At 72.9% G+C, this 12,147-nt stretch carries 13 protein-coding genes and 2 pseudogenes; 11 read left to right on the forward strand and 4 right to left on the reverse strand.

Annotated features, from left to right (window positions below; genetic code table 11):
- Positions 1-210: 210 nt before the first annotated feature.
- The 9 genes and pseudogenes from ABD946_RS09080 (at position 211) to ABD946_RS09120 (ending at position 6,508) form a co-directional block, all read left to right on the forward strand.
- The gene (locus ABD946_RS09080; protein ID WP_345281804.1) at positions 211-618 is read left to right on the forward strand and encodes a hypothetical protein; all 408 of its coding nucleotides are present in this window, start codon (positions 211-213) and stop codon (positions 616-618) included.
- Positions 619-732: 114 nt separating this feature from the next.
- Positions 733-1,017 (forward strand): annotated as a pseudogene (locus ABD946_RS09085) (nucleoside deaminase); the annotation flags it as partial.
- Positions 1,018-1,279: 262 nt separating this feature from the next.
- Entirely contained in the window at positions 1,280-1,822 is a 543-nt protein-coding gene (locus ABD946_RS09090; protein ID WP_345281805.1) for a DsbA family oxidoreductase, read from the forward strand.
- A 210-nt stretch (positions 1,823-2,032) separates the two neighbouring features.
- Positions 2,033-2,349, forward strand: a pseudogene (locus ABD946_RS09095) (DMT family transporter).
- Between the two features lie 43 nt (positions 2,350-2,392).
- On the forward strand, positions 2,393-2,818 hold the full coding sequence (locus ABD946_RS09100) for a DMT family transporter (RefSeq protein ID WP_345281806.1): 426 nt from the start codon (positions 2,393-2,395) through the stop codon (positions 2,816-2,818).
- A 194-nt stretch (positions 2,819-3,012) separates the two neighbouring features.
- The gene (locus ABD946_RS09105; RefSeq protein WP_345281807.1) at positions 3,013-3,834 is read left to right on the forward strand and encodes a bestrophin-like domain; all 822 of its coding nucleotides are present in this window, start codon (positions 3,013-3,015) and stop codon (positions 3,832-3,834) included.
- Positions 3,835-3,910: 76 nt separating this feature from the next.
- Positions 3,911-4,603, forward strand: a complete 693-nt coding sequence (locus ABD946_RS09110; protein ID WP_345281808.1) for a lysophospholipid acyltransferase family protein — start codon at positions 3,911-3,913, stop codon at positions 4,601-4,603.
- 122 nt (positions 4,604-4,725) lie between these two features.
- Positions 4,726-5,652: an NADP-dependent oxidoreductase gene (locus tag ABD946_RS09115; RefSeq protein ID WP_345281809.1), complete on the forward strand. Its 927-nt coding sequence runs from the start codon at positions 4,726-4,728 to the stop codon at positions 5,650-5,652.
- A gap of 127 nt (positions 5,653-5,779) precedes the next feature.
- The gene (locus tag ABD946_RS09120; RefSeq protein ID WP_345281810.1) at positions 5,780-6,508 is read left to right on the forward strand and encodes a class I SAM-dependent methyltransferase; all 729 of its coding nucleotides are present in this window, start codon (positions 5,780-5,782) and stop codon (positions 6,506-6,508) included.
- 120 nt (positions 6,509-6,628) lie between these two features.
- Here ABD946_RS09120 and ABD946_RS09125 read toward each other — a convergent pair whose 3' ends face one another.
- A complete protein-coding gene (locus ABD946_RS09125) occupies positions 6,629-6,991 on the reverse strand; it encodes a winged helix-turn-helix transcriptional regulator (RefSeq protein ID WP_345281812.1) in 363 nt (120 codons plus the stop codon).
- A gap of 53 nt (positions 6,992-7,044) precedes the next feature.
- On the opposite strand from ABD946_RS09125, the gene ABD946_RS09130 reads away from it, so the two are divergent.
- Positions 7,045-7,932, forward strand: a complete 888-nt coding sequence (locus tag ABD946_RS09130; protein WP_345281814.1) for an NAD(P)-dependent oxidoreductase — start codon at positions 7,045-7,047, stop codon at positions 7,930-7,932.
- A 22-nt stretch (positions 7,933-7,954) separates the two neighbouring features.
- On the opposite strand, the gene ABD946_RS09135 is transcribed toward ABD946_RS09130, so the two are convergent.
- Positions 7,955-8,467, reverse strand: a complete 513-nt coding sequence (locus ABD946_RS09135; RefSeq protein WP_345281816.1) for a protein-tyrosine phosphatase family protein — start codon at positions 8,465-8,467, stop codon at positions 7,955-7,957.
- Positions 8,468-8,540: 73 nt separating this feature from the next.
- Here ABD946_RS09135 and ABD946_RS09140 point away from each other — a divergent pair, with 73 nt between their 5' ends.
- Positions 8,541-9,551: a serine hydrolase domain-containing protein gene (locus tag ABD946_RS09140; protein ID WP_345281818.1), complete on the forward strand. Its 1,011-nt coding sequence runs from the start codon at positions 8,541-8,543 to the stop codon at positions 9,549-9,551.
- Here ABD946_RS09140 and ABD946_RS09145 read toward each other — a convergent pair.
- Both ABD946_RS09145 and ABD946_RS09150 read right to left on the reverse strand, forming a co-directional pair.
- Positions 9,548-11,245 (reverse strand): purine-cytosine permease family protein, encoded by a 1,698-nt coding sequence (locus tag ABD946_RS09145; protein WP_345281820.1) that lies wholly within the window; start codon positions 11,243-11,245, stop codon positions 9,548-9,550. The genes ABD946_RS09140 and ABD946_RS09145 overlap by 4 nt on opposite strands.
- A gap of 128 nt (positions 11,246-11,373) precedes the next feature.
- On the reverse strand, positions 11,374-12,141 hold the full coding sequence (locus ABD946_RS09150) for a M24 family metallopeptidase (RefSeq protein ID WP_345281822.1): 768 nt from the start codon (positions 12,139-12,141) through the stop codon (positions 11,374-11,376).
- Positions 12,142-12,147 lie beyond the last annotated feature (6 nt).

Genomic DNA, 12,147 nt, shown 5'->3' on the forward strand with positions numbered 1-12,147 from the left:
TCCTGCGGCTGGTCGACCTGACGGTGGGCCGCTCGCGCCACGCGGCCGTGCCGCTGGTGGTGGACCTCGACGGATACCTGGATCCGGCCCCGATCGCGGAAGGGCTGAACCGGCGCGGTCTGGAATTCCTGCTGGCGATTCCGGACGGATTCCCGCTGGCCCCGCTGGGACGTCCGCGCCTGCAATTCCGGACGGGCCGTGATGCCCGCGGTGCGGATCCTCTCCGACTGCGGCGGAGGCGATCAGGCCGCGCCGGGGCGGGTGGGGGAGCGGGGCGGTCTGGTGCAGGTGCCCGGAGTCACCGCGGCCGCCGGCCGGGCCCGGCTGCACCGCGTGTTCGCCCAGCCCGCGCTGCGCGCCAAGGAGCAGGACCGGCTGTGGATCACCAACATGGTGACCCGTCCGGCCGGAGAGCTGCTGGCCTACGCGGAGCGCCGGCCGGCGGCCGAGGAGACCCTCGCCCAGCTCCAACGGGGCTTCGGGTTAAGGGACTTCGAAGGGCGCTCCTATCCGGGCTGGCACCACCACATGACGCTGGTGGCTGCTGCCTTCGCCTACAGCAGGCTCGCCGCCGCCCCCGTCGCCGAGGCCTCCGAGGACGTCCTCCGGGCCGCCTGAGCTCGGTGCTTGACAGTCAGATGCTTGCTCATGCAAGCTTTATTCATCGCCAGGCCCCAGTCATGGGGCCCTGTGCGAGAGATGAAGATGCATATACATGCAAGTGCTTCGGCTATGACCAGGGGGAAGCATGCGTCACTCCGAGATCTCGGAGAGCGAGCTGACCGAGTACGTCGCGAGGCGGTCCGGATCAGTCGTGAACACGTGGCCAGGGGCGGCATTCCGTTCTCCGGGGTCGTCGTCAACCACGGCCGCATCCTCGGCACCGGCTTCAACCGGGTGCGGGAGGACAACGACCCCACCGCGCACGCCGAGGTGGTGGCACTACGCCAGGCGGCCGCCACCTACGGCCTGCACGCCACCGCCGGGGCCACGCTGATCGCCTCCGGCGAACCCTGCGCCCTCTGCTACATGGCCTCGCTCTACTTCAACGTGTCCCACATCGTGCACGCCGTGGACCGTCTGACCGCCGCCCGGTACGGCTTCGACTACACCGGCTCGTACTCGATCTTCGCGGACGACCCGGAGAGCTGGCCGCTGCGCGTCACCTCGCTGCGCACCCCGGGCGACACCGAGCCCTTCACGGACTTCCTCCGCCTGGACCGCACCGACCTGCGCACCGCCGAGCACACCACCACCCGTACCGCCGACCGGAGCGACCGTGAACGAGCTGGAGAACGAACCCGCGGCCGAGAAGGTCCGGATCAAGGTCTGGTCCGACTACGTCTGTCCGTTCTGCATGCTGGCCGAGGGCCCGCTGCACGAGGCCACCCACGACCTCGACGTCGAGATCGAGTGGATGCCCTTCGAGCTGCGGCCCCACCCCACCCCGACGCTGCGCCCCGAGGACGCCTACCTGCCGGCCGTGTGGGCCAGGTCCGTCTACCCGATGGCCCGTCGGATGGGCGTGGACATCACGCTGCCCACCGTCTCGCCGCAGCCGTACACCCGGCTGGCCTTCGAGGGCTACCAGTACGCCGCCGAGCACGGCCGGGCGGCCGAGTACACCCCGCGCCTCCTCCGGGCCTTCTTCCAGGAGAACCGGGACATCGGCCGGACCGAGGTGCTCGCCGACATCGCCGCCGAACTCGGCCTGGACGCCGAGGGGTTCACCCGCGCCCTGGCCGAGGCAGCTACACCGAGACCCACCGGGAGGCGCTGCGGACCGCGGAGGCGTACCGCATCTCCGTCGCCCCCACCCTGATCATCGGCGAGCGCCACCGGATCGAGGGCGTCGCCACGGCGGCCCAGATCCGCAAGGCCGTGCTCGACGTCCAGGCCGAGCAGGCCGTCGCGAGCGGAGCGGCCTGCGGCATCGACGGCTGCTGACCGGCACCCGATCCCCGTCTCCGCCCGTGCTCCACCCCGCGCCACCGGTTCGACCCCAACTCCCCAGCAGCGAAGGGCATCAGCCATGCAGTGGCTCTACCTCGGCATCGCGGTCATCTTCGAGATCGCGGTAGCCATCGCGGCCGGCAAGGCCGAAGGCTTCAAGAACCGCCCGTGGACCGCCGCCACCCTGATCAGCGGCGCGATCGGCACCTACTTCCTCAGCAAGGCACTGCAGACCTTCAACGTCGGTGTCGGCTACGCCATCTGGACCTCCGTCTCCGGCATCGGCATCACCCTGCTGGCGCCGCGCTGTTCGGCCAGAAGCTCAGCTGGCAGAAGGCGCTCGGCATCCTCGTCATCATCGCCGGCGTGGTCGGCCTCCAGCTCAGCGGCGTCTGAGCCCCCGCACCCCACTCCGATCCACCAAGAAGGGACCGCGCACATGTCCAACACCAGCTCCACTTCCGGATCGGCCAACTCGTGGCTGATGCTCCTCCTCGCCGGCGCGTTCGAGGTCGGCTACGCGCTCTCGGTCGGCGGCAGTGACGGCTTCACCAAGCTCTGGTGGTCGCTGGTCGCGGTGGTGTTCTTCCTGCTGACCCTCTGGGCGCTGAGCGCCGCGCTGCGCACCATCGACGTCAGCATCGGCTACGCGGTCTGGGCCGGCATCGGTTCGGTCGGCGCCGCCCTGCTCGGGCCGGTGGTCTTCGACGAGCACCTCACCGTGGTGCAGGGCGTCTGGCTGGCCGTCATCATCGTCGGCGTGATCTGGCTCAAGCTCGCCGACCGGATGCAGGGCAGCGCCGCGGCGCCCGAGGTCGAGCAGCCGGCCCGGCCGGAGGCCCCCGTCCAGCCCGTGAAGATCTGACGGATGCCCAGCCCCGCAGCCGGGGGCCGTCGTCCGACCCGGTGGGCCGTCCCCGCGCAGCGCGGAGGCGGCCCACTGCCGCGTTCCCGCCCGGGGGAGTGAACGCTTCATCCGTACGGGTGAGCGGCGCCCAGGGGCGCGTGCCGGATGGCCTACGCTCCCCCGGGGACGAGGACCGGGAGAGGGGTGCCGCCGTGGAGCTGTGGCTGCTGAACGGGCTGGACACCGCGGCGTTGAGCCTGGTGGTGGTCGGCGGGATCGTCCTGCTGGCCGTGGCGGGCGCGCTGCTGACCAGGCGCCGCTTCCCGCAGACCGTGCACGGTGAGCACAACGAGATGGTCGGTGTGGTGCTCGGCATGTTCGGCGCGATCTACGGCATCATCCTGGCGTTCGTCATCGTCACCCTCTGGACCCAGCTGGAGACCACCAACTCCATCGTCGCCTCCGAGTCCACCGCCGCCGCCTCGCTGGTGCGCAACGTCCGCGCCCTTCCCCCGCAGGAGCAGGACCGGGTGAACGCCGCGATGAGCGGATACCTGCACGCGGTGGTGGACGTGCAGTGGCCGCTGATGCGCGAGGGCGAGCCCAACTACGAGTCCACGGCCCGGAGTCTGGACGCGGTCTACGACGCGCTCCAGTCCTACGAGCCGCAGACCGAGACCCAGCAGACCTTCTACGAGCTGGCGGCCGGCAACCTCAACGAGGTGGTCGCCCAGCGCCGGGCCAGGATCACCATGGCCACCCAGCAACTCCCGCTGCTGCTCCAGGTGCTGGTCTTCGGCGGGGCGCTGGTGATCATCCCGCTGACCTTCCTCTACGGCGTCCGCAGCCGGCGGATGCAGCTCCTCTTCGTCGGTACGGTGGCCGCGCTGGTGGGCTTCAGCCTGCTGCTCACCCTGGTGCTCGACCGCCCGTTCTCCGGCGAACTGAGCGTCAGCCCGGCGCCCTACAAGGAGGGCGCGCTGGCGCAGTTCTGGTACGGGCAGCCGGGCGCCGGGTCCGTGGTCGCACGCTGAACCGCGCCGCCTCCCGGGAGGTGCGCACCCGCCGGGCTGCCGGGCGGTGTCGCTCCGCCGCGCTACCGTGGGCCGCATGAACGATCACAGGGCCCGGCCCGCCGGCGGGATGCTCACGGGGGCGGCCGGGGCACTGCTCCCGGCACTGGGGCGGATCACCGTCAGCGGGGCCGAGCAGCTCGCGGAGGGCGGCGGGCGCGGCCTCATCCTGACGGCCAATCACACCTCGCTCGCCGACCCGGTGCTGATGCTCGGCGTGCTGGGGCGGCTGGGCGTACGGCCGGTGGTGCTGGCCACCGCCGGGCTCTGGAAGGTCCCGGTCCTGGGCCGGGCCCTCGTCCGGGAGGGCCACGTCCCGGTCCACCGGGGCACCGCCCGCGCGGGGGACGCACTGGTCGCCGCCGGGGCGGCGCTGGCGGCCGGACGCTGCGTACTGCTCTACCCCGAGGGCGGCCTGCCCCGCTACCGGGCCTCGGCCGACCGGCCGCCGCGCCCGCTGAAGTCCGGCGCGGTCCGCCTCGCCGAGGCCACCGGCGCCCGCCTGCTCCCGATCGGCCACGCCGGTGCCCGCCGCGTCGCCTCCGGCGGCACCGCCAAACAGCTCGCCGGCTGGGTCACCGCCCCGCTGCGCCGCCCCCGCGTCCACGTCCACTTCGGCACCCCCCTCCACCCCGACCGGGACGGTGCCCTCGAAACCGCCCTGGCCGAGGCCTGGAGCTCCGCCGTCCGCGCCCTCGACCCCACCGACGTCCCCGGCCTCTACCGCTGATGGGCGCGGCGGTAGGGGCGGCAGTTACTTGACACTCTCAACCATTCAGGTCTACGGTCGGTGAAGTACTTGAGGAACTGAAACATCTAGTGCCTCAAATCTTTATGCACAGGAGTGTCACCATGAAGGCCATCACCTACCGTGCCTACGGCGGAGCCGACGTCCTCGAGTACGGCGAGGTCCCGACGCCGAAGGTCGGCCCGGACGCGGTGCTCGTCAAGGTCCGCGCCGCCGCGGTGAACCCGGTGGACTGGAAGATCCAGGCCGGCTACCTCGACGGGTTCCTGGACGCGGTCTTCCCGGTCATTCCGGGCTGGGACGTGGCCGGTGTGGTCGAGCAGGTCGGCGTCGGGGTGACCGAGTACGCCGTCGGCGACGAGGTGATGGGGTACGTGCGGGAGGACATGGTCAGCCGCGGCACCTTCGCGGAGTACGTGGCCGCCCCGGTCCGGACGCTGGCGCACAAGCCCGCCGCGCTGAGCTTCGAGCAGGCGGCCGGTCTGCCGCTGGCCGGGCTCACCGCGCACCAGGCGCTGACCCAGGCGCTGGCCGTCCGGGCCGGCGAGACCGTCCTGGTGCATGCCGCCGCCGGTGGCGTCGGCTCGCTCGCCGTCCAGATCGCGGTCGCCCTGGGCGCCAACGTGATCGGCACCGCCAGCGAGCGCAACCACGAGTTCCTGCGCGGCCTCGGCGCCGAGCCGGTCGCCTACGGCGAGGGCCTGGCCGAGCGGGTCCGCGCGCTCGCCCCGCAGGGCGTGGACGCCGTGCTCGACCTGGTCGGCGGTGACGCCCTGACCGTCTCCCCGTCGCTGCTGGCCGAGGGCGGCCGGCTGGCCTCCATCGCCGACGGCGCGGTGCTGGCCCTGGGCGGCCGGTACGTCTTCGTCCGCCCCGACACGGCCGGGCTGACCGAGCTCGCCGAGCTGGCGGACAAGGGCCTGCTCACCGTCGAGGTGGCCGCCACCTTCCCGCTGGAGCGGGCGGCCGAGGCCCAGCGGCTGAACGCCGAGGGCCACACCCGCGGCAAGATCGTGGTCACCGTCGCCTGAGTGGCGTGAGCCAGGGCCCGCACCGTCGCGACGCGGTGCGGGCCCTTCCGCATGCCGGGCCCTCAACACCCTTGTGGAGGACGGAAATTCACTTGGGACGCGGTGGTCGGCCGACGATACTGACGCGATGTTCACCGACGCCGAAGCGGCCGCGCTCTACGACCAGCTGAACCCCTGGGACCCGGACCGCTGGCCGGGTGACGCCTTCTACGACGGCCTGGTGGCGGCCGCACCCTCCGTCCTGGACGTCGGGTGCGGGACGGGGCAGATGCTCCACCGCGCCCGCGAACGCGGCCACACCGGTCGGCTCGCCGGGATCGACCCGGACCGGGCCTCACTGGCGCGGGCCCGCCGCCGCACCGACGTGGAATGGGTCGAGGGGACGGCGGAGCAGTCGGCCTGGGACGCCGAGTTCGACCTCGCCACCATGACCGGCCACGCCTTCCAGTGCCTGGTCACCGACCAGGAGGTGACCGCCTCGCTGGCCGCCGTCCGGACCGCCCTGCGCCCGGGCGGCCGCTTCGTCTTCGAGACCCGCCACCCCCGGGCCCGCGCCTGGGAGGCCTGGAACCCCGCCAACGCCTCCGAGCTCACCACCGCCACCGGCCGCAGCCTCCGGGTCGAGCACCACGTCGAGTCCGTCACCGGCGACGTGGTCACCTTCACCGAGACCACCGCCGAGGCCGGACGGGTCGTCCGCACCGACCGCGCGAGCCTCCGCTTCCTCGACGTCCCCGCCCTCGGGGCCTTCCTGACCGCCGCCGGCCTCCAGGTCGAGGCCCACTACGGCGACTGGCACCGCGGCCCGATCACCCCCGACAGCCGCGAGATCGTCACCGTCGCCCGCCGCCCGTAGCCCGGTCCGTCCGCCGTGGCGGGGGCCGAGCCGGCGCCGGGAGTACCCACTTAATTGTGCGTACTGGGCAGGGCGGGGCGGGGCGCGCAGACTTGTGGGCAGAGGGGAGATGACAGCGGGTCAGGAGGCCGGACGTTCGGCCGCCGCTTCGGCGGCCAGCAGGTCGAGGCGCTCGTGGCCCAGGTCGGAGACCGGGCCGAGGGCGACCGAGAGGCGCCGGCCGAAGTCGGTGAGGGAGTAGACCGTCTTCAGCGGCAGCACGTCGTGCACCTCGCGGTGCACCAGGCCGTCGGCCTCCATCTCGCGCAGCGCCTGGGTGAGGACCTTCTCGCTCAGGCCGGGCAGCCGTCGGCGGATTTCGGCGGGGCGGTGCGGGCCGGCCTCCAGCAGCCAGAGCAGGGACGTCTTCCACTTGCCGTCGATCACGGCGATCGCGGCGGTGACCCCGCACACGTTCGGGTCCACGGCCTGACTGCGCGTCATCTCTTCCCCCGAGGTTCTTCGTTGTCCACCACCATGTCTACAGGAGACGCCGTATGTCCACCAACCACGCCTTCCCGTCCGTCACCGTGCTCGGCCTCGGCCCGATGGGCCGCGCCCTGGCCGCCGCCTTCCTGGCGGCGGGCGTCCGCACCACCGTCTGGAACCGCACCCCCGGCCGCGACGCCGAGCTGCTCGTATCCGGGGCCGCGAGTGCGGCGACGGCCGAAGAGGCGGTGGCGGCGAGCGAGTTGACCGTCGTCTGCCTGGTCAACTACGACGCCTCGGACGCGGTGCTGCGCCGCCCCGAGGTCGAGGCCGCGCTCAAGGGCCGCACCCTGGTCAACCTCACCGCCGACTCCCCGGACCGCGCCCGCGACACCGGCGCCTGGGCGGCCGGGCACGGCATCGACTACCTGGACGGCGCCATCATGACCCCGGCCCCGAGCATCGGCGGCCCGGAGGCGGTCTTCATCCACAGCGGACCGGCCGCCCTGTACGAGCGCTACGCGCCGGTGCTGGCGGTGCTCGGTGGCACCCACACCCACCTCGGCGAGTCCATCGGTCGGGCGGCGGGCTTCGACATCGCCCTGCTGGACATCTTCTGGACCGCGATGGCCGGCTACGTGCACGCGTTGGCGCTGGCCAAGGCGGAGGGCATCAGCGGACGGGAGCTGGCGCCGTTCGCCCAGGGCATCGGGGCCATCCTGCCGCCGCTGTTCGCGGAGTTCGCCGAGGACTTCGACAGCGGGAGCTACTCCGGCGCGATCAACCCGCTCACCTCCGGCGTCTCCACCATGGCGCACGTGGTGCACACCGCCGAGGCGCACGGCATCGACTCCGGAGTGATGCGCGCCGCCGAGGGGCTCACCCGCCGCACCATCGCCCTCGGGCACGGCGCGGACGGCGTCAGCCGGCTCGCCGAGGTGCTCGGACGGCGCTGACCGCCGAGGTGGCGAAGGGAGTTCAGGCGATGGCGTCGAGTTCGCTGAGCAGTGCGGACACCCCCAGGCCGGTGGTGAGGTAGTGCACGAACACCTCGTTGTTCAGCGCCCAGGGCGAACGCTGCCGCCGGATCAGGTCGATCGCGTCGGGCACCCGGTGGCCCAGCCCCACCAGGGCCTGCGCGGTCACCAGCCCCGAGCGGTTGTAGCCGGAGTGGCACCGCACCAGCACGGTGCGGCCGCTCCGGACGGCGCACGTCACCGAGGCCGCGAGGCGCTCCGCCGCCCGCAGCTGAGCACCCGTCAGCCGGGCGTCCGGCATCTCGGCCACCAGGTGCTCCACCCCCGGGGCGGGGCCGTGCCCCGGGCTGCGGTACAGGCTCGCCACCAGATCGAACTCGCCACCGACCACCGCGAGATGTAACTCCCCGGTTCGGTCGGTCCAGACGTGACCGCCCATCCAGAGCCCGGGAACGATCTCGTTCCACGGCTGCTCCGGCCCCGGCGCCTCCCGGTCCTGCTGCCTCGTCCGCATCGTACGCATCCCTCCTTTCCGCCCCAACGGGGGAGCCTGCGCCGGAGTTCCGGGCTGTGGTTAGGGTGTCGGCATGGCGGATGACCTCGGCGCGGCGGCGCAGCAGACGGCGGACGGACTGGCGCGGGAACGGGTCGGAGTGGTGGTGGCCGCGCTGGCCGGCGGGGCGGTGGAGGTCCGGGCCGCCGGGGCGGTGGGGGTCGACGACGTCTTCGAGATCGGCTCGGTGACCAAGCTGTTCACCGCGCTGGCACTGGCGGCCCTGGTGGTGGACGGTGAGCTCCGGCTCGACCAGCCGCTGGCCGAACTCCTCCCGGAGGCGGGCCACTTGCAGCGGGACGGGGTCGCGGTGACGCTCGGTCAGCTGGCCCAGCACACCTCCGGCCTGCCGCGCCTGCCGCACGGCATGATGCTGCGCGCGCTGCTCCGCCCCTCCACGCCCGACCCGTACGCCGGACTGACCGAGCCGGTGCTCCTCGGCACCCTGGCCAGGACCCGGCTGGGCGCGGTGCCCGGCAAGCGCCACCGCTACTCCAACCTCGGCGCCGGACTGCTCGGTCTGGCCCTGGCCCGGCACACCGGTACCGACTACGAGTCGATGCTGGCCCGCCTGGTGACCGGGCCGCTGGGCCTGCCCGGGGTGCGGGTGGTCACCGAACGGCCTCAGACCCAGGGCCACGACCGCCGCCGCCGTCCCGTCCCGGCCTGGAACCTGGCCGCGCTGGCCGGGGCGGGAGCGCTGCGCGCCACCGCCGGGGAGCTGGCCTCCTTCCTCGGGGCCCAGCTCGCACCGGAGAGCAGCGCCCTGCCCGAGGCGATCGCCCTCACCCGGAGCGTCCGCCACCCGCTGACCCCGTTCGCCCGGGCCCATCTCGGCTGGTTCGGCCAGGACCTGCACGCCAAGCTGGGCGGCGGCACCGAGCTCTGGCACAACGGCGGCACGGGCGGCTTCTCCTCCTTCGTCGGCCTCGCCCCGGAGCGCGGCACCGGCGTCGTGGTGCTGACCAGCACCCAGAACTCGGTCGACGGACCGGCGTTCGCCCTGCTGCGGGAGCTGTCGTCCCGGCAGGTGGAGAACGGCTAACCCCGCACGGCCGGCAGGCCCAGGGGGACCGGTCCGGCGGCGGGCCGGGTGCAGACGTCGTGGCAGTCGGCGTCGAGGCTGCAGCAGAGGGAGCAGATCGTCCCGCTGTGGAAGGGGCACGAGGCGGTGTCGGGGATCTCGTAGTGGCCCTCGCAGACCACGCACTGCCGGGTCTCGGTCGAATCGTTCATCCCCGCTTCGGGGTTGGGCCGGGCGAGGTAGTAGCGCCCCTTGGTGGCCCAGGCGATCAGCGGGCAGAGCGCCATGGCCAGCGCGAGGGCGATGAACGGGCTGAACGCCTCGGCGTAGGTGCCGAACAGCCCGAAGAAGGCGGCGATGGAGACGGCGGCGGCCACGCACATGGCGCCGAACCCGGCCGGGTTGACGGGGTGCAGGTGGGCGCGCTTGAACTCGATGTGCTTCGGGCTCAGGCCCAGCGGCTTGTTGATCACCAGGTCGGCGGTGACGGCGCCGATCCAGGCGATGGCGACGTTGGAGTAGAAGCCGAGCAGGGAGCCGAGCGCGCTGAACATGTCGAGTTCCATCAGCAGCAGTGCGACACCGCAGTTGAGGAAGATGTACCAGACCCGGCCGGGGTGGCGGTGGGTGATCCGGGAGAAGAAGTTCGACCAGGAGAGCGAGCCCGAGTAGGCGTTGGTCGAGTTGATCTTGATCTGGGAGACCACCACGAAGAGCCCGGCCAGCGGCAGGGCGGCGCCGCCCAGCCAGGGACGCAACGACTCCACGTACGGGGCGATCGGCTCCAGCGCCTTGGCCTCGCCGACGGCGCCGAGCGCCGCGAACGCCAGCAGTGCGCCGCCCAGTTGCTTCAGGGCGCCGATCACCACCCAGCCCGGGCCGGCGGCGAGCACGGCGAGGTCCCAGCGCCGGGCGTTGGCGGGCGTCCGGGCCGGCATGAAGCGCAGGTAGTCGGCCTGCTCGCCGATCTGCGCGATCAGCGACAGGGCGACGCCGGTGCCGAGGCCGAAGCCCAGCAGGGTGAAGCCCGAACCTACCCCGTGGGTACCGCCGAAGGAGGTGAACTCCCGGAAGGAGGAGGGTGATTCGACAGCCAGGATGACGAAGGGGGCGACCAGGCCGACGATCCACACCGGCTGTGTCCAGGACTGCATCCGGGCGATCCACGCCATTCCCTTGAAGACGATCGGGACGACGATCACCGTGGTCAGCAGGTAGCCGAGGGGCAGCGGCAGGCCCAGCACCTCGTGGAAGGCCTGCGCCATGATCGAGCCTTCGAGGGCGAAGAAGATGAAGGTGAAGCTCGCGTAGACCAGTGAGGTCAGGGTCGAGCCGAAGTAGCCGAAGCCGGAACCCCGGGTGAGGAGGTCCATGTCGACCCCGTTGGCCGCACAGGCCCGGGCGATCGGGATGCCGGTCAGGAAGATCACCACCGCGGCGGTGAGGATCGAGGCCAGCGCGTTGGTGAAGCCGTAGGACATGACGATGCCCGCGCCGATCGCGTAGTCCGCGAGGTAGGCGATCCCGCCCAGGGCGGTGGAGGCGACCGCCGCGGGCGACCAGCGGCGGAAGGAGTGCGGGGCGTACCGGAGCGAGTAGTCCTCGAGGCTCTCGTCCGCGGCCGACTTGGCGTAGGAGCGCCGGGGGCCCGGTGTCGGGGCGCCTGCCGTCGCTTCGCTCGCTGCTTGGGCGGGCGGACTGCTGATCTCGGTCATCGCCACTCCTGGGAGTCGGAGGCAGATGACCGGTGAGGCTAGGGACGCCGTGTGAAGCCGTGGTGCCCGCGCCGTTTCGTCCGGGTAACCCCGTGAACGGCCCGCCGTGTACGGCAGTTGGTGCCCCGTCAGGCCGTGGGACGGGCGTGTGGGAGTTCGTCGTCGAGCCAGCAGGCGGCGTCCTCGGTGACCAGCAGCAGCTCCTCGAAGGCGACGCCGACACCGCGGAAGGCGACCCGGGGGGCGATCGACCACAGGCCGGGCGGCAGCCGCTGGCCGTCCGGGAGGGGCCGGGCCGGGTGCACGACGACGCCGCCGGGCAGCGCCCGGTCGACGGCGGCGTAGCCGTGCCGGGCGGCGAGGACGTCGACGGCCCGGCGGATGCGGAACAGCGGGCTGCCGCACCGGACTTCGTGGAGGACGAGGTCGCGGTAGGCGGGCAGGTCGGCCCGGAGGGCGTCCCAGACGGGGTTGCCGCCGAGGTGCCCGGCGAGCGCGATGCCGATGGTGCAGCCCTGCGCGGTGACGACCGCGTCGAGGAGGTAGGGCGTGCCGTCCCGGAGGCGCTCCGGTTCGCGCAGCAGGGAGAGGAACCGACCTCCCGTGCGCGCCAGTCCGACGCCCGTCGGCCCGGCGGCCGTCCGCCGTCCGAACCGGGCCGCCGGCCGCCGGACGAAGCCGCCGAGGCCGGCCGCCCGCAGGGACTGCCGCAGCCACTCGGCCGCCTCGGACTCCCACATCCCCGAACGCAGTTGCCCCGCAGCCCGTTCGGCCACCCGGTAGGCGAGTTGCTGCAGGTCGCGGTAGCGGTCGAGGTCCGACTCCTCGTAGGGCAGCGCCGGACCCCGGGTGCGGGCCGGGGCCGTGCCGGGCGACCGGAGGGGGCTGCTGGGCATGGCGGG

The organism is Kitasatospora albolonga, assembly GCF_039535905.1.
GTDB classification, from domain to species: Bacteria; Actinomycetota; Actinomycetes; order Streptomycetales; family Streptomycetaceae; genus Kitasatospora; species Kitasatospora albolonga.

Bases quoted from the DNA above. Each gene is read 5' to 3' on its own strand.
- ABD946_RS09150 (WP_345281822.1), bottom strand. From the start codon at position 12,141: ATGCCCAGCAGCCCCCTCCGGTCGCCCGGCACGGCCCCGGCCCGCACC.
- ABD946_RS09100 (WP_345281806.1), top strand. From the start codon at position 2,393: ATGTCCAACACCAGCTCCACTTCCGGATCGGCCAACTCGTGGCTGATG.
- ABD946_RS09110 (WP_345281808.1), top strand. From the start codon at position 3,911: ATGAACGATCACAGGGCCCGGCCCGCCGGCGGGATGCTCACGGGGGCG.
- ABD946_RS09115 (WP_345281809.1), top strand. From the start codon at position 4,726: ATGAAGGCCATCACCTACCGTGCCTACGGCGGAGCCGACGTCCTCGAG.
- ABD946_RS09130 (WP_345281814.1), top strand. From the start codon at position 7,045: ATGTCCACCAACCACGCCTTCCCGTCCGTCACCGTGCTCGGCCTCGGC.
- ABD946_RS09145 (WP_345281820.1), bottom strand. From the start codon at position 11,245: ATGACCGAGATCAGCAGTCCGCCCGCCCAAGCAGCGAGCGAAGCGACG.
- ABD946_RS09120 (WP_345281810.1), top strand. From the start codon at position 5,780: ATGTTCACCGACGCCGAAGCGGCCGCGCTCTACGACCAGCTGAACCCC.
- ABD946_RS09125 (WP_345281812.1), bottom strand. From the start codon at position 6,991: ATGACGCGCAGTCAGGCCGTGGACCCGAACGTGTGCGGGGTCACCGCC.
- ABD946_RS09140 (WP_345281818.1), top strand. From the start codon at position 8,541: ATGGCGGATGACCTCGGCGCGGCGGCGCAGCAGACGGCGGACGGACTG.
- ABD946_RS09135 (WP_345281816.1), bottom strand. From the start codon at position 8,467: ATGCGGACGAGGCAGCAGGACCGGGAGGCGCCGGGGCCGGAGCAGCCG.